At 55.0% G+C, this 19,486-nt stretch carries 17 protein-coding genes; 13 read left to right on the top strand and 4 right to left on the bottom strand.

Going from position 1 to position 19,486, the window contains the following annotated elements; all coding sequences use genetic code 11:
* Positions 1-16 precede the first annotated feature (16 nt).
* Positions 17-1,555 (top strand): murein biosynthesis integral membrane protein MurJ, encoded by a 1,539-nt coding sequence (murJ, locus tag RAC65_RS06010; protein ID WP_375096500.1) that lies wholly within the window; start codon positions 17-19, stop codon positions 1,553-1,555.
* A gap of 504 nt (positions 1,556-2,059) precedes the next feature.
* Entirely contained in the window at positions 2,060-3,754 is a 1,695-nt protein-coding gene (locus RAC65_RS06005; RefSeq protein ID WP_058708502.1) for a methyl-accepting chemotaxis protein, read from the top strand.
* Positions 3,755-4,029: 275 nt separating this feature from the next.
* Here the strand turns inward: RAC65_RS06005 and RAC65_RS06000 are convergent, their stop codons facing one another.
* The 3 genes from RAC65_RS06000 to flgA all read right to left on the bottom strand — a co-directional run bounded on the left by RAC65_RS06000 (position 4,030) and on the right by flgA (position 5,531).
* Positions 4,030-4,461 carry a flagella synthesis protein FlgN gene (locus RAC65_RS06000; RefSeq protein ID WP_006118813.1) on the bottom strand — a complete coding sequence of 144 codons (432 nt, stop codon included), beginning with the start codon at positions 4,459-4,461 and terminating at the stop codon, positions 4,030-4,032.
* Between the two features lie 5 nt (positions 4,462-4,466).
* Entirely contained in the window at positions 4,467-4,769 is a 303-nt protein-coding gene (gene flgM, locus RAC65_RS05995) for a flagellar biosynthesis anti-sigma factor FlgM (protein ID WP_006118814.1), read from the bottom strand.
* Positions 4,770-4,871: 102 nt separating this feature from the next.
* Positions 4,872-5,531 (bottom strand): flagellar basal body P-ring formation chaperone FlgA, encoded by a 660-nt coding sequence (flgA, locus tag RAC65_RS05990; protein ID WP_033737561.1) that lies wholly within the window; start codon positions 5,529-5,531, stop codon positions 4,872-4,874.
* A 153-nt stretch (positions 5,532-5,684) separates the two neighbouring features.
* Between flgA and flgB the strand changes: the two genes are divergently transcribed.
* The 11 genes from flgB to flgL all read left to right on the top strand — a co-directional run bounded on the left by flgB (position 5,685) and on the right by flgL (position 15,616).
* Positions 5,685-6,098, top strand: coding sequence for a flagellar basal body rod protein FlgB (gene flgB / locus RAC65_RS05985; RefSeq protein ID WP_006118815.1), 414 nt, complete (start codon positions 5,685-5,687; stop codon positions 6,096-6,098).
* Positions 6,099-6,100: 2 nt separating this feature from the next.
* Entirely contained in the window at positions 6,101-6,505 is a 405-nt protein-coding gene (flgC, locus tag RAC65_RS05980; RefSeq protein WP_006118816.1) for a flagellar basal body rod protein FlgC, read from the top strand.
* A gap of 12 nt (positions 6,506-6,517) precedes the next feature.
* The gene (gene flgD / locus RAC65_RS05975) at positions 6,518-7,189 is read left to right on the top strand and encodes a flagellar hook assembly protein FlgD (protein ID WP_006118817.1); all 672 of its coding nucleotides are present in this window, start codon (positions 6,518-6,520) and stop codon (positions 7,187-7,189) included.
* A gap of 26 nt (positions 7,190-7,215) precedes the next feature.
* Positions 7,216-8,463 carry a flagellar hook protein FlgE gene (flgE, locus tag RAC65_RS05970; protein ID WP_039341129.1) on the top strand — a complete coding sequence of 416 codons (1,248 nt, stop codon included), beginning with the start codon at positions 7,216-7,218 and terminating at the stop codon, positions 8,461-8,463.
* Between the two features lie 20 nt (positions 8,464-8,483).
* Complete coding sequence (locus RAC65_RS05965) at positions 8,484-9,242, top strand: flagellar basal body rod protein FlgF (RefSeq protein WP_033737560.1); 759 nt, start codon at positions 8,484-8,486, stop codon at positions 9,240-9,242.
* Between the two features lie 17 nt (positions 9,243-9,259).
* Positions 9,260-10,042: a flagellar basal-body rod protein FlgG gene (flgG, locus tag RAC65_RS05960; RefSeq protein ID WP_006118820.1), complete on the top strand. Its 783-nt coding sequence runs from the start codon at positions 9,260-9,262 to the stop codon at positions 10,040-10,042.
* A gap of 65 nt (positions 10,043-10,107) precedes the next feature.
* Complete coding sequence (locus RAC65_RS05955) at positions 10,108-10,812, top strand: flagellar basal body L-ring protein FlgH (protein WP_375096600.1); 705 nt, start codon at positions 10,108-10,110, stop codon at positions 10,810-10,812.
* 9 nt (positions 10,813-10,821) lie between these two features.
* Complete coding sequence (locus RAC65_RS05950) at positions 10,822-11,931, top strand: flagellar basal body P-ring protein FlgI (RefSeq protein WP_006118822.1); 1,110 nt, start codon at positions 10,822-10,824, stop codon at positions 11,929-11,931.
* The gene (gene flgJ / locus RAC65_RS05945) at positions 11,931-12,875 is read left to right on the top strand and encodes a flagellar assembly peptidoglycan hydrolase FlgJ (RefSeq protein WP_054634183.1); all 945 of its coding nucleotides are present in this window, start codon (positions 11,931-11,933) and stop codon (positions 12,873-12,875) included. The genes RAC65_RS05950 and flgJ overlap by 1 nt, the downstream gene beginning before the upstream one ends.
* Before the next feature lie 123 nt (positions 12,876-12,998).
* Positions 12,999-14,639 (top strand): flagellar hook-associated protein FlgK, encoded by a 1,641-nt coding sequence (gene flgK / locus RAC65_RS05940; protein ID WP_039341122.1) that lies wholly within the window; start codon positions 12,999-13,001, stop codon positions 14,637-14,639.
* A gap of 14 nt (positions 14,640-14,653) precedes the next feature.
* Positions 14,654-15,616, top strand: a complete 963-nt coding sequence (gene flgL / locus RAC65_RS05935) for a flagellar hook-associated protein FlgL (RefSeq protein ID WP_039341120.1) — start codon at positions 14,654-14,656, stop codon at positions 15,614-15,616.
* Between the two features lie 300 nt (positions 15,617-15,916).
* On the opposite strand, the gene rne is transcribed toward flgL, so the two are convergent.
* Complete coding sequence (gene rne / locus RAC65_RS05930; protein WP_110267685.1) at positions 15,917-19,186, bottom strand: ribonuclease E; 3,270 nt, start codon at positions 19,184-19,186, stop codon at positions 15,917-15,919.
* Positions 19,187-19,486: the final 300 nt, after the last annotated feature.

The following is a 19,486-nucleotide window of genomic DNA, read 5'->3' as shown; positions in this document are numbered from 1 at the left end:
GGATGCCCCGTCAATTATGAATTTGTTGAAATCGCTGGCAGCGGTCAGTTCAATGACCCTGTTTTCCCGCGTGCTGGGTTTTGCCCGGGATGCCATCGTGGCACGGGTGTTTGGTGCCGGCATGGCGACCGATGCGTTCTTTGTTGCGTTTAAACTACCTAATCTTCTGCGGCGTATTTTTGCTGAAGGAGCCTTCTCGCAGGCATTTGTTCCTATTCTGGCCGAGTATAAAAGTAAGCAGGGCGAAGAGGCTACGCGGCTTTTTGTGTCCTACGTTTCCGGTCTGCTGACCCTGGCGCTGGCGCTCGTGACCGTCGCAGGCATGGTTGCCGCTCCCTGGGTCATCCTGGTGACGGCGCCGGGTTTCGCCGATACAGCTGATAAATTTGCCCTGACCAGCGCGCTGCTGCGCGTCACTTTCCCCTATATTCTCCTGATTTCGCTGGCTTCGCTGGCTGGGGCCATATTAAACACCTGGAACCGTTTTTCGGTGCCGGCGTTTGCCCCCACGCTATTGAATATCAGCATGATCGGCTTTGCGCTGTTCGCCGCACCGCACTTCCATCCGCCCATCATGGCGCTGGCGTGGGCGGTGGTGGTCGGCGGACTGCTGCAACTGGGCTATCAGTTACCGCATCTGAAAAAGCTGGGCATGCTGGTCCTGCCGCGGTTCAACCTGCGTGATGCTGGCGTCTGGCGCGTGATGCGCCAGATGGGGCCGGCAATTCTTGGGGTTTCAGTGAGTCAGATCTCACTGATCATCAATACAATTTTTGCCTCGTTCCTGGTCTCGGGCTCTGTCTCATGGATGTATTACGCTGACCGCCTGATGGAGTTTCCGTCCGGCGTGTTAGGCGTGGCGCTGGGCACGATTTTATTGCCTTCTCTGGCAAAAAGTTTCGCCAGTGGCCACCATGAAGAGTACTCGCGCTTAATGGACTGGGGCCTGCGTTTGTGCTTTTTACTGGCGTTGCCCAGTGCGGTGGCGCTGGGTATGTTATCCGGTCCACTGACTGTCGCGCTGTTCCAGTACGGAAAATTTACTGCCTTTGATGCCGCTATGACGCAGCGTGCGCTGATTGCCTACTCGGTGGGATTGATGGGACTGATCGTCGTGAAAGTCCTGGCGCCGGGCTTCTATTCCCGTCAGGACATTAAAACGCCGGTAAAAATTGCGATTGTTACGCTGATCGCGACCCAACTGATGAATCTGGCCTTTATTGGCCCGCTGAAGCACGCCGGACTGTCACTCTCCATTGGTCTGGGTGCCTGCCTCAATGCTGGGTTGCTCTACTGGCAACTGCGTAAAAAGAAAATCTTTCAACCTCAGCCTGGCTGGGTCGGTTTTCTGATTCGCTTACTGGTGGCGGTAATCGTCATGGCGGCCGCGCTGTCAGGCATGCTGTACTGGATGCCTGACTGGGAGCAGGGCAACATGCTATGGCGCCTGTTGCGGCTGGCTCTCGTCTGTGCGGTAGGCGGCGGCGCTTATTTCCTGGCCCTGGGCATGATGGGCTTCCGACTGCGGGATTATGCCCGCCGTACCGCCGTCTGACCATGAAACCCTCCAATGGTTAATGCCGTAATCCAGGCCGTAATGGATAACATTACGGCCTTTTTGTCATAAACCTGCGCAGTGCTGGCCGGACTAACAATGGATTCTGTGCCAGACCGGTCATTTCATCACGCCCGGCGATGCCACGAACCTCTGTCATCCCTTTTGCTGGCCTGGAACAGCTATCGCAGCAGACCTGTAGGCATCTTCAGGTGAATAATCCGCTCAGCGGGTTGCCAAAGAGACGATACCCGATAATGGATGGGGCACGCCGTTACTGACTCATCAGGCGCAAGGCGTTAATACGGCGCGTCGAAAAGCCTGTCTACAGCGTATTGTCATAAAAAATTCATGTTTTTTTCATTGCTATTTAGCGTCTGACATCGCTTCGGGCGGTAAGCCCATAATGTTGTAAGAAACTGATTCAAAAGTCCGTTTTGGCGTAAATCCTGTCCTCTTCCTGCCGATGAGTACCTTTAGTCCATCATTGAGAGGAAGATCAAAATGCATACCCGCGCTCATGAAAACGCGATGCCAGGTTTCTGGTACAACCTCAATCTTATTCCCTTATTCAGCCTGATTTTTGGCGGCATCTTATTTCTGTTCGTGTGCAGTAGCACGATATCCGCCTGGTTTCTGACGCAGGGGCAACATTCCCTTGACGTGTCAACGGATGAAATTTCGGTAAGGCAGGGATTACTCGACAGCTCAACGCATATGCGCTCTGCCAGGCTCAATATTATTCAGGCCGGCGCAGCGGCACGTATTGCCGACACGGATAACTACGCCGCTTTCCTCAGCGCCACAGAGGGCAGCATTAAAAAGGCAGAAAATGGGCTGAATATTTACCTTAACCGTCCGGTCAGGACGCCAGTCGGCATCGAACTCGATAAACAACTGCAGGCGCGATTTAAGGATTACCTGCAAAAAGGGTTGATGCCGATGATTGAGGCAGCCAAACAGAACAGTTTTGAAGAGATCATTGCGGATGAAACGGCGGCTGACAAACTCGACAAAGCGTATAAAGACGTGTTGATGAAAGCCATTCAGATGCGCAATCAGCGCTCGATGGACATTAAACAGCAGGCGGTTGAACAGGTTAAAACAGGCTATACCACGATGTTAGTGGCCTTTATCGCATCCGTAGTGATTGTGCTACTGGCTTTTGCTCTGCTGAGAAAAGTGGTAATTAAGCCTTTAAGACAGTCACTTCACCGTATCGATCTGATTGCCCACGGCGATTTGACCGTACCACCCTCGGCCTGCGGTCGTAACGAGCCGGGTATGTTACTGTCGAACCTGCAACGTATGCAGTCATCGCTTGCCCAAACTGTCGGCGCTGTCCGCGATGGGGCCATTGCTATCTTTCAGAGCGCGGGGGAAATTGCCTCCGGCAACACCGATCTCTCCTCCCGAACGGAACAGCAGGCCGCGTCGCTGGAACAGACGGCTGCCAGTATGGAACAACTGACCGCGACGGTTAAACAGAATGCCGACAATGCGCATCACGCCTGCCAGCTGGCGTCCGATGCGTCCGAAAAAGCCCAGTCGGGTGGAGAGATTGTTAATCGCGTCGTCAAAACCATGGACGATATCTCCGGCAGTTCGAAAAAGATCGCTGAAATTACCAGCGTCATTAACAGCATCGCCTTTCAGACGAATATTCTGGCATTGAATGCCGCGGTCGAAGCCGCGCGGGCAGGGGAGCAGGGACGCGGATTTGCGGTGGTCGCCAGCGAAGTGCGCAGCCTTGCTCAGCGCAGCGCGCAGGCTGCAAAAGAAATCGAAGGGCTTATCGCCACTTCTGTCGGACTGGTTAACAACGGCACGGAACTGGTTAGCGATGCCGGTACCACCATGATGAAAACGGTAGACGCATTCCAGCGTGTGAATGACATCATTTCTGAAATTGCCGTCTCTTCAGACGAGCAGAACCGAGGCATTCAGCAGGTCAGCCACGCGATCACAGAAATGGATGCAGTAACCCAGCAAAATGCGTCACTGGTTGAAGAGGCTTCAGCCGCTGCGGCCTCCCTTGAGGATCAGGCGGATAAACTGACGAAAGCCGTGGCCGTCTTTAAACTTGAACGAGCCCCGTTAACACCGTCTGACGCCCCCACTGTAGTCGTTGCTCCCGCCGTTCCTGCTTTTGCAGCAGCGGCACCGAAGAAAGGTCATGACAACTGGGAAGCGTTTTAAGACGAATGCCTGCCAGATCGTGGCAGGCTAAATCGGCGTCCGCTTCTTATCAGAACAGGCAGTATGCGCAGGGATGCGCTGGAGCAGAGACGTTATCCGGGATGCCGGAGGTGCAGGATGTATAGCGCGTTGGACACTGCATCTGTTGGGCGAAGGGGACAGATATTCTGCATAACAGACCCGCCGCCCTGTGACGACAGCATGAAAAAATCCGTCATCCACGCGTGATGACGGATTCTTCAAAAATGGACAGCGTGATCACCAGACTGACGTTATCAGATTTTACGGCTCAGCGTCGCCTGGCCCTGACCTTTTCCATCCGGTCCGTAGAACGCTTGCGTCTGATGCGGCTTAAGCACGTCTAACGCATCATGCGTGAAGGTAATCTGGTGCTGTAACAGGATGCCGTTGTGCGTGTTGGCACGGTGTAACCGGCGTGTATGCTGCTGAATACCTTCCCAGCGGCGCGCCATGTCACTCTGACCACGATAAGGTGCAGATGTCCCCAGACTTTTCTCGTTGCTACGGCGCATCTCATCCAGATAGTTCAGCGTCGTCAGCAGCGCGCTTTTATCTTCGGTAATGCGCTGCAAATTGTTGCTGTCAATCATTCCGGACGACAACTGTTGTTCTTCTTCATCCAGAACGGTCGCCAGAGACACCAGCACTTCCTGCATCTTATCTAATGTGGTCAGCAAATTACTCATGGGGATTATTTACCCTCTAAATACGCCTTAGTGTCGGCAATCAGCGCATCGGCGATCTTGCCGGTATCCATCTTCAACTCGCCATTACGAATAGCGGTTTTCAATTGTTCAACGCGTTGGACGTTAATGTCCTGGCTGCCTGGCTTCATCAGCTGCGCCTGGGCGCTGCTCAGGCTCACCTGAGCGGCGGCTGGCGTGGTCGCTGTTGCGCTGTCACTCTGGCGCACACGCGCAGTTTGCGGCTCGCTGCTGTCACGTGTTTGCACGGTGCTGGCGGGCTTTAACGGTTGTGTTCTTTCGATGCTCATATTCGGGCTCCTGTAAGGTCAGGGGGTCTGCCACCTGAATCATAATAGCGTAATCGCTTTGCTGATTCTTCTATCGGCAAATAAACAGGCTTCTTTAATGTTTTATAGTGTTATAAGAATTTTCCCATCATCACTGACCCGACCGCTCACAACCTGACCGTTCCCCATACGTACACGAACCCATTGCGCGATAGTGCCATTGCTTAAGGCTTTCCCCTCGCCGCTGGCATCAAATCCGTCGCCACTGGCAACCACCATGACATCCTGACCTGCTTTTACACGCCACGGCTGGCGCAGCATCGACTGACTCACCGGCTGTCCCGGCTGAATGTCTCGCAGCACCACAGAATCGGCGACGGTCTCATCGTTAAGCAGGGTGCGCGGCGGCAGCGTATCCAGACGTCCCTCTTCGATACGGAAATCGTCTTTGCTCACGGTTGCGCCGCGGGCGATTAAATTTTTCGCCACCAGATAACGGCCAGTGACCTGAACCTGGACCTGAATATAACGTCGATTTTCTCCGCAGTTGGCTGCCACGCTCATATTGCCCCACGGGCGGCTGTTGCCGGGCAGCGTAAATTGCGGCGTATCACATAAGGGCCACTGTGCCTGTGGCGTGCGAATGACGACGTTCATGCCCGTGGCATGCTCAGGATCACGGGCTTTAAAAAACTGGTTCAGTTGGGCGCTGAAATCGCCTGCCATAACGGGTAAGGCAAACAGGGCCAGCAGGCTGGCTAACAGGGCTGGATATCCACGCATGTGCTTTTCCTCACTGATGATGGCAATGAGTGTACGCGTTTGAAAAAAAACTCAAGAGTTAAAATAGCGACGATTTGAGGCGTTATTCAGACGATGGCTCTTGCTTTTTCCCAATTATGCTGCCAGCTCGAAATTCTCATTTGCGGAGGAAGCATGCTCGACAAACTCGATGCGGCGCTACATTTCGGTACCGAAGCCCTCAACCTGCGAGCTCAACGTCAGGAGATTCTGGCATCCAACATTGCCAACGCCGACACCCCAGGCTATCAGGCCAGGGATATCGACTTTGCCAGCGAGCTGAATCGGGCAATGGCGAATGGACGTGCTGAAGGCAGTAGCCTGGCGCTCAAAGTTACCTCGTCGCGTCACATCGAAGCGCAGACGAACACGGCACCGTCGATGGATTTGCTGTATCGCATTCCGGATCAGCCATCTGCGGACGGTAACACCGTCGATATGGACCGCGAACGTACTCAGTTCGCGGATAACAGCCTGAAATATCAAACCGATCTCACACTTATCAGTAGCCAAATCAAAGGCATGATGAGCGTGTTACAAGGGCAATAATCATGGCATTGCTGAATATTTTTGACATTGCCGGCTCAGCGATGACCGCGCAATCACAGCGATTAAACGTCAGTGCCAGTAACCTGGCAAACGCCGACAGCGTGACCGGCCCGGACGGGCAGCCTTATGTGGCAAAGCAGGTCGTTTTTCAGACCGATGCTGCGCCGGGTGCGGCCACCGGTGGCGTAAAAGTGGCGCAGGTTGTTGATGATCCTACGCCCGCGAAACTGGTGTATGACCCGGGTAACCCGATGGCGGATGCCAAAGGCTACGTGAAGATGCCTAACGTGGATGTGGTAGCGGAAACGGTCAACACCATGTCGGCATCACGCAGCTACCAGGCGAACGTCGAGGTGCTGAATACCGTGAAGTCGATGATGATGAAAACGCTGACCCTGGGTCAGTAACGGAGAAAAATAATGACTATCGCGGTAGGCGTTAATGAAAAGCTGGACCCCACGGTCCTTAGCTCATCCAGCACCGGCACAAGTAACAGCGCCCAGGATCTGCAAAACCAGTTCCTGACCATGCTGGTGACGCAGCTGCAAAACCAGGATCCCACCAATCCGATGGATAACAGTCAGCTGACAACACAGCTGGCACAGATCAACACCCTGAGCGGTATTGAAAAACTGAACACCACACTGGGATCGATTTCGGGTCAGATCAGCACCAGCCAGTCACTGCAAAGTTCGACGCTGATTGGTCATGGCGTGATGGTGAATGGTTCACAGATTCTGGTCGGTAAAGGCACGACAACGCCGTTTGGCGTGGAGCTGACTAACGCAGCCACCACCGCCACGGCGACAATTACCGATGCACAGGGCAATGTGGTCAGCACCCAGGACCTGGGCGCACTGACCGCCGGCGTTCACACGTTCTCGTGGGACGGCAAATTACCGGATGGCAGCGTCGCGCCAGATGGAAAATACAAAGTTGCGATTGCTGCCAGTAACAGCAGCGGTCAACAGGTGGCTCAGCCACTTAACTATGCCTACGTCAATGGCGTAAGCACAGCGGGTAATACCGCAAAACTGGATCTCGGCACCATGGGCTCCGCCACCCTTGACGACGTACGTCAGATTCTCTGATTCACCTGTAGACAGGAGAGATTTAAATGTCATTTTCACAAGCGGTCAGCGGTCTCGGCGCTGCCTCAAGTAACCTGGACGTTATCGGTAACAACATCGCTAACTCCGCCACAGCGGGCTTTAAGTCCAGCACCATCGCGTTTGCCGACATGTTTGCCGGTTCAAACGTGGGTCTGGGGACTAAAGTCGCTGCCGTGATCCAGAACTTCAACGATGGTTCTACCACCACCACCAGCCGTGGGCTGGATGTGGCACTGAGCGGTAACGGTTTTTTCCGTTTGACCAACTCGGCGGGTGCGGTGTCCTATTCACGTAATGGCCAGTTCACTCTGGACCAGAACCGTAATCTGGTGAATACCCAGGGTCTGAACGTAACCGGTTACCCGGCTTCAGGCGTGCCTCCGACTATCCAGACGGGTGCGAACCCGGTTGCGCTGAAAATTCCTACCACGCAGATGCCTGCTAATGCCACTACCACGGCAAACCAGGTGGCGAAACTGAACTCGACTTCAGCGGTATTAGACGACACCAAGTTTTCTGCCACCGATCCGACGACGTACAGCGCGAAGAACACCATCACTATGTACGATACGCAGGGTAATGCGCACTCGCTTGACCTGTATTTCGTTAAGACCGCAGACAACACCTGGAAAATTCACGGCATTGACTCCACTGCGGGTTCAAACGTAGGGAATTACCAGATGAGCTATAACGCCAACGGTCAGCTGACTGGCGTATCCTCACTGGATGCAAACGGCAACGTGGTGGCAGGCTCAACAACAGCCAGCACCGCGACCGTCACGATTCCTGGCGTAAATGGCGCGAACGGCACGACTGTCGCGTTAAACTTTGTGGGCAGTCTGCAGCAAAATACCGGGGCGACCACCTTTGGTAACGCCACGCAAAACGGTTATGCGCCTGGCGATTTGACCAGCTATGCCATCAACAACGACGGCACCATCACCGGCAGTTACTCAAACCAACGCACGCAGTTACTGGGACAGATCGTCCTGGCCAGTTTCTCTAACCCCGAAGGCCTGAAATCGCAGGGCGATAACGTCTGGGCGGAAACCAATGCGTCTGGTCAGGCAGCGGTTGGCCTGGCAAACACCGGCACCTTTGGTTCACTGACCGCGGGCGCGCTGGAGTCCTCGAACGTCGATATGAGTAAAGAGCTGGTCAATATGATCGTCGCGCAACGCAACTACCAGGCGAACGCGCAGACCATCAAAACGCAGGATCAGATCCTTAACACTCTGGTCAACTTACGTTAATTCGCTAACGGGATTGCTCTATGGATCACGCGATATATACCGCGATGGGCGCGGCCAGTCAGACACTGGATCAGCAGGCGGTTACCGCCAGCAACCTCGCCAACGCCTCAACGCCCGGTTTCCGGGCGCAGCTGAACGCGTTGCGTGCTGTACCGGTCACTGGTTGGTCACTGCCCACGCGCACGTTGGTCACGGCGTCCACGCCGGGTGCCGACATGAGTCAGGGGGCCATGGATTACACCCAGCGCCCACTGGACGTGGCAATGCAGCAGGATGGCTGGCTGGCTGTACGCACCGCCGACGGCAGCGAAGCCTATACCCGCAACGGCAACATGCAAATTCGTTCGGACGGTACGCTGACGGTGCAGGGCAATCCCGTAATGGGCGAAGGTGGTCCGATTGTGATCCCTCAAGGTTCTGAGATCACCATCGCGGCTGATGGCTCTATTACCGGGCTGAACGCTGGCGACTCACCCAATGCGACTGTACAACTGGGCCGTCTGAAGCTCGTCCAGGCAACCGGTAAAGAGTTAGAGCGTGGGGACGATGGCATGTTCCGTCCCACCGCCGCGACGCAGGCGACACGTGGCGCAGCCCTGCAGGCCGATCCGACTATGCAGGTCATGCCGGGTGTGCTTGAGGGCAGTAACGTGAAGCCGGTGGAAACGATGGTCGATATGATCGCCAATGCCCGCCGTTTCGAGATGCAGATGAAGGTCATTAACAACGTTGACCAAAACGAACAGAAAGCCAACCAGTTGCTCAGCATCGGCAGCTAAGGCGCGAGGATAAATACATGATTCGTTCTTTATGGATCGCCAAAACCGGTCTTGATGCACAGCAGATGAACATGGACGTGATCGCCAACAACCTGGCCAACGTCAGTACTAACGGGTTTAAGCGCTCACGTGCCGTGTTTGAAGATCTGATGTACCAGACCATGCGTCAGCCGGGCACGCAGTCATCTGAGCAGACGACGCTGCCGTCAGGTTTGCAAATCGGTACTGGTGTACGTCCGGTGACGACCGAGCGTTTGCATACGCAGGGCAACCTGTCGCAAACCAACAACTCAAAAGATATCGCCATTAACGGCCAGGGTTTTTTCCAAATCCAGATGCCAGATGGAACTTCTGCGTATACACGTGATGGTTCATTTCAGGTTGACCAGAACGGCCAACTGGTGACCAACGCGGGTTTCCCTGTGCAGCCTGGTATTACCATTCCAGCCAACGCCACAAGTATCACCGTGTCGCGTGATGGTGTGGTGAGCGTAACCCAGCAGGGGCAGACGCAGGCCGCCCAGGTCGGACAGTTAACGCTGAGCACCTTCATGAACAATGCGGGTCTCGATAGCGTGGGTGAAAACCTCTACAAGGAAACGCAGGCATCGGGTGCGCCGACGGACAGTACGCCTGGGCAGAACGGTGCCGGTTTGCTGTATCAGGGTTATACCGAAACCTCTAACGTAAACGTCGCGGAAGAACTGGTTACGATGATCCAGACGCAGCGTGCTTACGAAATTAACAGCAAAGCGATCAGCACCTCCGATCAAATGCTGGCGAAGTTGACACAGCTGTAACACGAACAGGGCCAGCTAAGGCTGGCCTGAAGACTAGTCATGAATAAGGTCGTAACTCCGTGGCGATGCAACATATTATTAAGCCTGGACATTGGTTAGTAGTCACCGCACTGCTGACGCTTAACGGTTGTGCGTTGGTGCCACGCACGCCACTGGTGCAAGGAGCGACCACGGCTCAGCCGTTGCCCTCTGCGCCACCTGTGGTAAATGGGTCCATTTTTCAGGGTGTTGCGCCGCTCAACTACGGCTATCAGCCGCTGTTTGAAGATCGCCGCCCACGTAATATCGGCGATACGCTGACTATCACCTTGCAGGAAAACGTCAGTGCCAGCAAAAGTTCGACCTCGAATGCCAGCCGTAACGGCAGCGGCAGTCTGGGTATCACTGCAGTGCCTACCGGTTTAGAAGGTTTAGCCGGCGCAACGGGCGAAAAAGCCAACTTTGCGGCGGGTGGCAAAAATGATTTCGCAGGCAAAGGTGGGGCATCTGCTAACAACACCTTTACCGGCACCATCACCGTCACGGTGGATCAGGTTCTGTCGAACGGCAACCTGCACGTGGTCGGAGAAAAACAAATTGAGATCAACCAGGGCACCGAGTTTATTCGTTTCTCGGGCGTGGTTAACCCACGCACCATCAGTGCGAGTAACGCCGTGTTGTCTACAGCCGTGGCCGATGCACGTATTGAGTACGTCGGAAATGGTTATATCAATGAAGCGCAAAATATGGGCTGGTTGCAGCGCTTCTTCCTGAATATCTCGCCGTTCTAAGAGGTTGTAATGAAAAAGCTAACATTATGGCGTGTCGGTCTGGGATTACTGTTAGGCGTAAGCCTGATGGCGCGTGCCGATCTGATCCGCGACTTAACCACCGTACAGGGTGTGCGTGATAACCAACTGCTGGGTTATGGCCTTGTCGTGGGCCTGGACGGAACAGGCGATCAGACAACGCAGACGCCGTTCACGACCCAAACCGTCAGCAACATGCTGTCGCAACTGGGCATTACCGTGCCGCCGGGCACCAACATGCAGCTCAAAAACGTCGCCGCCGTGATGGTTACCGCCAGGCTGCCTTCGTTTGCCCGCCAGGGCCAGACGCTGGATGTGGTGGTGTCGTCCATGGGTAACGCGAAAAGCCTGCGCGGCGGCACGCTGTTAATGACGCCACTGAAAGGCGTGGATAACCAGGTTTATGCGCTGGCCCAGGGTAACATTCTGGTCGGCGGCGCGGGTGCCGCAGCAGGCGGCAGCAGCGTTCAGGTCAACCAGCTTAACGGTGGACGGATTACCGATGGAGCAACGGTTGAACGTGAACTGCAGAGCAACTTTGGTTCGCAGAATACGATTAACCTGCAGCTGAACACCGAAGATTTCTCCATGGCGCAACGAATTGCTGATGCGATCAACGCCCGTGGCGGATACGGTTCGGCCCAGCCGCTGGACGCCCGTACGGTCCAGGTCCGCGTGTCCCCGAATAATGGTGCGCAGGTTCGTTTACTGGCAGAGATTCAGAACATTGATGTCTCCGTGCCGGTTGAGGATGCCAAAGTCATCATTAACTCACGCACCGGCTCTGTTGTGATGAATCGTGAAGTGAAACTGAACACCTGTGCGGTCGCTCAGGGCAACCTGTCTGTCACGGTCAATCAGCAGCAAAACGTGAGTCAGCCGAACACGCCGCTGGCGGGTGGACAGACTGTCGCTACTACCAATACGCAGATCGATCTGCGTCAGAGCGGCGGTGCGTTGCAACGGGTTAACTCCAGCGCCAACCTGAACAGCGTGGTGCGTGCGCTGAATGCGCTGGGTGCATCGCCTATCGAACTGATGTCTATTTTGCAGTCAATGCAGAGCGCGGGTTGCCTGCGCGCAAAACTGGAAATTATCTGATGAACGATACGCAATCGCTGATGAATGCGGCTTTTGACAGCCGCTCGTTGAACGACCTGAAACGCGATGTCACTGCCGATCCCAAAGGGAAAGCACTGCAGGTCGCGCAGCAGGTTGAAGGGATGTTTGTTCAGATGATGCTGAAGAGTATGCGTGAAGCGTTACCGCAGGACGGCATTCTCAGCAATGAACAGACCAAGCTTTTCACGTCAATGTACGATCAGCAGATTGCGCAGGACATCGGTAAACGTGGCTTGGGCCTGGCGGATATCATCGTTAAACAGATGGAACCCGCCAAAGCCCCGGACGAGCGCGCCGGTACGGTGCCGATGAAGCTGGATAACAGCTTCATCATGAGCACCAGCGGCGCCACGCCGCTGGAGCAAATGGTGCGCAAAGCTATGCCGCGCCTGCCCGCGCCTTCGCCCACCGGCCTGCCAAGCGACAGTCGTGACTTTATTGCCCAACTGACTCAGCCCGCTCAGGCCGCCAGTCAGCAGAGTGGTATCCCTCATCACCTGATTCTGGCGCAGGCTGCACTGGAGTCAGGCTGGGGGCAACGTCAAATCCTGACCCGTGATGGAAAGCCGAGTTATAACGTCTTTGGCATCAAAGCCAGCGGGAACTGGAAAGGCGAAACGACCGATATCATGACCACAGAATATGAGCACGGTGAAGCTAAAAAGGTGCGTGCGACATTCCGGGTTTACAGTTCTTATTTCGAAGCGTTAAACGACTACGTCAAACTGCTTTCAAATAACCCACGTTATGCGGCTGTCACCAATGCACAGAGCGCGGAGCAGGGCGCCCAGGCATTGCAGGCTGCGGGCTATGCCACCGATCCGAAATATGCGCAAAAACTGATGGGAATGATTCAGCAATTCAAGAGCATGGGTGAAAAAGTGGTGAAAGCTTATAGCCAGGATTTAAGCACATTGTTCTGAGAATTGTGCCTCAAGTTTCACTTAAGCATGCCGATAATAGCAGCAAGAGCCAGGCGCGCCAGCGCACGCTGGCGACCACACTGATGACAGCGACCCGTGTAGCGGGGAATGTAAGGAACCGAGATGTCCAGCATAATTAACTCCGCAATGAGCGGGCTCAGTGCCGCACAGGCCGCCTTAAGCACCACCAGTAATAACATCAGCAATTACACCGTTGCCGGCTATTCACGTCAGACGACGATTCTGGCAGAAGCCAACAGTACCCTGCAGGGAAAAAGTTATTACGGTAACGGGGTTAACGTAACCGGTGTTCAGCGTGAATACGACAGTTTTATCGCAGCGCAACTACGTGGGTCTTCAGCCACCTACAATGCGGCAAATACGCAGTATTCGCAGGTCTCCAATATCGACGATCTGATGTCAACCTCGACGACAAACCTGTCGAGCGCGATTCAGGGCTTCTTTAGCAACATGCAGAACGTGGTCAGTAATGCCAACGATCCTGCAGCGCGTCAGTCTTTGCTCAGCAACTCCCAGGGCCTGGTCAACCAGTTTCAGACCCAGGCGCAATACCTGACCAACATGCAAGACAGCGTGAATACCAACGTGACCTCTGACGTAGATCAGATCAATACCTTTACCAGCCAGATCTCCAGTCTTAACCAGCAGATTGCCAAACTGACAACCGGTAATGGCGCCGCTCCCAATGACTTACTGGATCAACGTGATCAGTTGGTTAATGGTCTGAATAATATCGTCGGTGTGACAGTGTCACAGCAGGATGGAAGCTACACGGTTTCCATGGCCAACGGCCTTTCTCTGGTCAGTGGCTTCCAGTCAACCAAGCTGGTGGCAATGCCATCCAGCAGCGATCTGACGCGCACCACGGTGGGCTATGTTGATCCGCAGGCTGGCAATGTGCAGATTCCGGAATCTTCCATTACCACCGGCTCACTGGGCGGGATGTTAAGCTTCCGCTCGCAGGATCTGGACCTGGCACAAAACCAGCTGGGACAGCTTGCCGCCGCCTTCACCACCAATTTCAATACCGTGCACAAGCAAGGCTATGACAGCAACGGTAACCAGGGCGTCGACTTCTTTACTATCGGCAGCCCAACAGCGCAGGGCAACAGCAAAAATACCTCTTCCGCCACCTTAACCGCGGCGTGGAGCAATACCAATGCGCTGCAGGCTTCCAATTATACCGTGACTTATGACGGAACAAACTGGTCAGCCACGCGTCTGTCAGACAACACCAAAACGACGCTCACGCCCACTACTTCTGGCGGCGTCACCACGCTCAGCCTGGACGGGATGAGCCTGACGGTCAATGGTACACCAAACGCCAAAGACAGTTTCCTGGTAAAACCCGTTCAAAACGTGGTTAACGGGATGTCAGTGGCGATTACCAGCGGCTCGCAGATTGCGGCGGCGGCGGCACCAGGCGGTGAAAGTGATAACCGCAATGCCCAAAATTTGCTGGCGCTACAGGATGCCAAAATCGTCAACGGTAATTCTACGTTGTCCCAGGCCTATGGCGCGATGGTGAGTACCGTTGGTAACAAAACACAGGCCCTGAAAACGGCCAGTACAACGCAGCAGAACGTGGTGACGCAGTTAACAAACCGTCAGCAGTCTGTCTCCGGCGTTAACCTGGACGAAGAGTATGCGAACCTGACCAAATACCAGCAATATTACATGGCGAATGCGCAGGTTTTAAAAGCGGCCAGCACCGTTTTTGACGCCCTGCTTAGCATTAACTAAGAGCAGAGGACATCATGCGACTCAGTACAAATATGATTTTTGACCAGCAGGTTCGCGGCGTAAGTGATGCGCAATCCTCCTGGTTGAGTGCAGGCAAACAGCTGTCTACCGGATACAGAGTATCTAACCCCTCTGACGATCCGATCGCCGCTTCCCGTGCCGTGGTGTTATCGCAAACTCAGGCGCAGGCAAGCCAGTATGCGGTTGCCCGTACCTTCGCCGACCAGGGCTTATCCCTGGAAGAAAACACGCTGGACGGTGTGACAAACAGCATTATGAGCGCGCAGTCGATGATTGTGGCCGCCTCAAACGGCTCATTGAGCGACGATGACCGCGCCTCGTATGCGACGCAGCTGGAAGGGTTGCGTGCGCAGTTACTGAACCAGGTCAACAGCAAAGACGCCAACGGGCGTTATATCTTTGCCGGCTATAAGACCGATACACCACCGTTTGTGGATGGTGCCGGCGGCGTGACCTATCAGGGCGGAACCGACGCGATTACGCAAAAAGTCGATACGGACCGTACGATGACGATCGGTCATACCGGCAACAGCATCGTAATGTCGATCACCAGCAACGCGGTGAAAGAACCGAACGGTGGCACCAGTGAAACGAATTTATTCAATATGCTGGACAGTGCTATTAGTGCGCTAAAAGTGCCCCAGAATGGCGCGGATGATGCCACCAAAGCGACCTTTTCAGCGGCAATGGATAAAACCAACCGTGGTCTGAGCAACTCGCTTAACAACGTGCTCAGCGTGCGTTCCGAAATCGGAACACAGCTGAAAGAGCTGGATACGTTGAATGCGCAGGGTGACGATCGCAAAGTGATTTATGACTCGCAGATGAGTAGCCTGGTGGATGTGGATTACACCCAGGCGATTTCCAGCTACACCATGCAACAACAGGCGCTGCAGGCTTCTTATAAGACCTTCACTGATATGTCTCAGATGTCATTGTTCCAGTTAAATTCATAAAAATTTTAGGCGTACTTTAACCGGGTGCGCTTAGTTTTTCCCATCGTCCTACAGGGACGGTGGGATTTTTTTTGTCTGCGTAATGCCTCTTTCGCTGCTCAATTAACATGGCGACCTGTGCGGAGAACCTTTGCTGCATGATTGACGCTGTGCTGCACGGATCAGGCTAATGTAGCCCTGATTACATACCTCAGGATGATCCCTCCGTGGTGTTTCTGCCCGCATACCTCACCCGAAATGTCCGTAACAGACAATAAAAAACCCGGCCGGAGCCGGGTTTATCACGTCTGCGAACCGTGCTTATGGCTTGGTCGCAGGGGCCGTTGCCTGGTGGGTAGCACTATGGCCGCCCGCAGAACCTTTGCCTTCAAAATTGAAGGAAGGACGCTGCCAGTCGCTGTGACGCGCAGGCTCTGGTTGCCATGCTGGCGCAGGCGCTTTGGTCATTGGGGCTGACGCAAAGTGCTTCCAGCGCGTTTCCGCATTGGCCTGGAGGGCTTCTACAGCAACGTCGCGCGCAGCCACAGGCGCATGCGGTTCGGTGATGGGTGCAACGGTTTCCTCTGCAGCAACCGGTGCATTTAACACCGCGTCAACCTGAGCTTCGGTTGTCGGGCTCACCGCCGTACCGGCCTGCTCTGCGGGCCCAACGTGCTCGTGTTGGGCGACCTCGGGCGCGGCGGTCACGTCGGACTTATGCGCGTCTTCAGCCGTGACATCGGCAGGTTGTGCCTGCTGCGCGACGGCGTCGGCGCGGGCTTCTGCAGCCGCAGGAATCACAGAGGGTTCCTGATGCACAGGAGCATCAATCGCCTGCGTGTCATCCGTATTCACCACAGTAACCGGCGTGTCTGTCTGGGGTTCAGCAACCTGTACTGGATCGGGCTGTGAAACCGGCGCCTCGTCTACGGCCGCTGCCACAGGCAGGGCGATAGCAGGTGCTGTGTCTGCATGGCTGTCGTCCTGTGCGGTTTTCACGGCATCCTGTGTGGTCTGCTCTTCGTTCGTCTGTGCGACCGGATAGCGCACCCAGACTTTGCCTGACGCCATCTCAGGTGAGGCCGAAGCGGCTTCTAATGGCATAGCAGACTGTGTTGGGTAGCGCTCATCGCGGTAACGACGGCGACGCTGACCACTGACGCGCAGATGGCGCGGTGAACGACGAGAGCGACGCGGCATGTTGGCGTTATCACGCGCTTCGGTTTCGTCCGCGTCGTCGACCTGTGAGGCTTCTGCAACCGGCTGAATCTTGCGGGCTTCAACAGATTCTGCTGACTCGACGGCAGCATGCTGAGGCTGATCATTGTTGTCGCCAACACGCACTTTTTGCGTCAGCTGACGCGGTTTGCGGCGTGGCATAGCCTGAACGCGCTCATCGTCCTGTGCTTCAGCCGCAACGGGCTCAGCGGTTTCAACGGCCTGTTCAACCGCGCTGTTCGCTTCCTGCTGGGCACGTTTCTCTTCCTGACGACGACGCTGACGTTCAGCACGCTGTTCACGACGCTGCTGCTGTTGCTCATCGCGTTGCTGGCGAGCTTCATCGCTCAGCGCCGGACGTTCATCACGCGCCTCATTAGACTGCCCCTGACGCTTATTACGACGGTTGTCTTCACGCGGTTCACGATTGTCACGGGTTTCGCGGTTGTCCCGAGATTCACGCTGCTGAGTGGTGTCACCATTACGTGGCGTGCGCTCACGGCGGTTATTGTTACGGCGGTTGTTACGACGATCGCCACGCTGATTGCCGTTCTCCTCACCGCTGGTTTTCTGCGGTTCGGTCACTTCAGCAACGGGCTCTGCCGTGGCAGGCGCAGGCTCACCGGCGAACATTTTTTTCAGGCCCGCCAGCAGGCGACCAACAAAGCCTGTTCCGTTGGATGGCGTTGCAGGGGCGGTTTCAGCAACCGGCGCAGTTCGCGCTTTGGTCGCTTCCGGCGCTGCTTCCGTCGGTGCCGGTGGCGCATCAGGCATCACAAATGCCGCCAGGGCCGGTTGTTCTGGACGACGACGTTCGGCATGTTCTTCTTCCGAAGGCATCGCCATTTCGGCTTCGTGCAGCTTAGGCAGGTGATAGCTCAGCGTCTGCGTTTCTTCACCTTTCCGCACGCGCAACACGGAGTAGTGCGGCGTTTCCATCCGGTCGTCCGGTACGATAACCGCACGCACGCCGCCCTGGCGTTTTTCGATAGCATTGACCGCTTCACGTTTTTCATTCAGCAGGTAAGAGGCCACAGGCACCGGGACAATAGCATGCACTTCTTTGGTGTTGTCCTTCAGGGCTTCTTCTTCGATCAGGCGCAGAATAGACAGTGACAGCGACTCGTTATCACGAATGGTGCCGGTACCGCTACAGCGCGGGCAGACATGATGGCTCGACTCGCCCAGTGACGGGCTGAGACGCTGGCGGGACATTTCCAGCAGGCCAAAACGTGAAATATGGCTGATCTGAATACGGGCGCGATCCTGACGGACCGCCTCACGCAGACGGTTTTCTACCGCGCGCTGATGGCGAACCGGCGTCATATCGATAAAGTCGATAACGATCAAACCGCCGAGGTCGCGCAGGCGTAACTGGCGGGCGATTTCATCTGCTGCTTCGAGGTTCGTGTTAAACGCGGTTTCTTCGATATCGCCACCACGCGTAGCGCGTGCCGAATTGATATCGATGGCGGTCAGTGCTTCGGTGCTGTCGATAACAATCGAGCCACCGGAAGGCAGGCGCACTTCACGCTGGAAAGCGGACTCGATTTGCGACTCGATTTGATAGTGGCTGAACAACGGGATTTCGCCGGTGTAGAGCTTGATCTTGCTGGTAAAGTCCGGACGGCCCAGAGCCGCAATATGCTGACGCGCCAGTTCCAGGACCTTCGGGTTATCGATAAGAATTTCGCCGATGTCCTGGCGCAGGTAATCGCGGAATGCGCGCACGATTACGTTACTTTCCTGATGAATCAGGAAGGGCGCAGGACGGCTGTCAGCGGCTTTCTTAATCGCTTCCCAGTGTTTCAGACGGAAGCTGAGATCCCACTGCAGCGATTCGGCTGATTTGCCTACACCTGCGGTACGGACAATCAGCCCCATACCATCAGGCAGTTCCAGTGCCGAAAGCGCTTCTTTCAGTTCGGTACGGTCGTCACCTTCAATTCGACGAGAAATGCCGCCCGCGCGCGGGTTGTTCGGCATCAATACCAGATAACTTCCTGCCAGCGAGATAAAGGTGGTCAGCGCGGCGCCTTTATTACCCCGTTCTTCTTTATCGATCTGAACAATAACTTCCTGGCCTTCACGCAGCACATCCTTAATGTTTGGACGACCGTGAGCGTTGTAGGAAGCAGGGAAGTATTCGCGAGAAATTTCTTTGAGAGGGAGGAAACCGTGACGTTCTGCACCGTAGTCGACGAAAGCCGCTTCAAGGCTGGGTTCGATACGGGTGATTTTACCTTTGTAGATATTGGCTTTTTTCTGTTCGTGTCCGGGACTTTCGATATCCAGATCGTACAGACGTTGACCATCAACCAGGGCAACGCGCAACTCCTCCTGCTGAGTTGCGTTAATTAACATTCTTTTCATCGTAACGTACTCGTTATTCTTTCATGAGTGATTAAAGCTGCGGGCATAGTTACCCTGGACGAGTATCAACCGATGGCCCCGTGACTTAGTGCAATGTCGTCAACCTCACGGTTATCGACCGCGCGAGGGGCGCAAATAACGTCGGTGGCCTGTTTTTCATAAGGAACAACAGCACCAGATAGTGGAAATGCGAGAGATAATTCTGTAAACCCGTGCACTCCATCTCATGTCCAGGCCGCAACCCGCAGCCCGCTAAGTGCCTGATTTCGCATTACGTCTTACGCCATTGCTGCGTGTCTG

The organism is Pantoea sp. BS_8, from assembly GCF_041954965.1.
GTDB classification, from domain to species: domain Bacteria; phylum Pseudomonadota; class Gammaproteobacteria; order Enterobacterales; family Enterobacteriaceae; genus Pantoea; species Pantoea stewartii.
Note: the sequence above shows the minus strand (reverse complement) of the source record. Positions and strands in the feature narration are given on the sequence as shown.

Bases quoted from the DNA above. Each gene is read 5' to 3' on its own strand.
- murJ (WP_375096500.1), top strand. From the start codon at position 17: ATGAATTTGTTGAAATCGCTGGCAGCGGTCAGTTCAATGACCCTGTTT.
- RAC65_RS06005 (WP_058708502.1), top strand. From the start codon at position 2,060: ATGCATACCCGCGCTCATGAAAACGCGATGCCAGGTTTCTGGTACAAC.
- RAC65_RS06000 (WP_006118813.1), bottom strand. From the start codon at position 4,461: ATGAGTAATTTGCTGACCACATTAGATAAGATGCAGGAAGTGCTGGTG.
- flgM (WP_006118814.1), bottom strand. From the start codon at position 4,769: ATGAGCATCGAAAGAACACAACCGTTAAAGCCCGCCAGCACCGTGCAA.
- flgA (WP_033737561.1), bottom strand. From the start codon at position 5,531: ATGCGTGGATATCCAGCCCTGTTAGCCAGCCTGCTGGCCCTGTTTGCC.
- flgB (WP_006118815.1), top strand. From the start codon at position 5,685: ATGCTCGACAAACTCGATGCGGCGCTACATTTCGGTACCGAAGCCCTC.
- flgC (WP_006118816.1), top strand. From the start codon at position 6,101: ATGGCATTGCTGAATATTTTTGACATTGCCGGCTCAGCGATGACCGCG.
- flgD (WP_006118817.1), top strand. From the start codon at position 6,518: ATGACTATCGCGGTAGGCGTTAATGAAAAGCTGGACCCCACGGTCCTT.
- flgE (WP_039341129.1), top strand. From the start codon at position 7,216: ATGTCATTTTCACAAGCGGTCAGCGGTCTCGGCGCTGCCTCAAGTAAC.
- RAC65_RS05965 (WP_033737560.1), top strand. From the start codon at position 8,484: ATGGATCACGCGATATATACCGCGATGGGCGCGGCCAGTCAGACACTG.
- flgG (WP_006118820.1), top strand. From the start codon at position 9,260: ATGATTCGTTCTTTATGGATCGCCAAAACCGGTCTTGATGCACAGCAG.
- RAC65_RS05955 (WP_375096600.1), top strand. From the start codon at position 10,108: ATGCAACATATTATTAAGCCTGGACATTGGTTAGTAGTCACCGCACTG.
- RAC65_RS05950 (WP_006118822.1), top strand. From the start codon at position 10,822: ATGAAAAAGCTAACATTATGGCGTGTCGGTCTGGGATTACTGTTAGGC.
- flgJ (WP_054634183.1), top strand. From the start codon at position 11,931: ATGAACGATACGCAATCGCTGATGAATGCGGCTTTTGACAGCCGCTCG.
- flgK (WP_039341122.1), top strand. From the start codon at position 12,999: ATGTCCAGCATAATTAACTCCGCAATGAGCGGGCTCAGTGCCGCACAG.
- flgL (WP_039341120.1), top strand. From the start codon at position 14,654: ATGCGACTCAGTACAAATATGATTTTTGACCAGCAGGTTCGCGGCGTA.
- rne (WP_110267685.1), bottom strand. From the start codon at position 19,186: ATGAAAAGAATGTTAATTAACGCAACTCAGCAGGAGGAGTTGCGCGTT.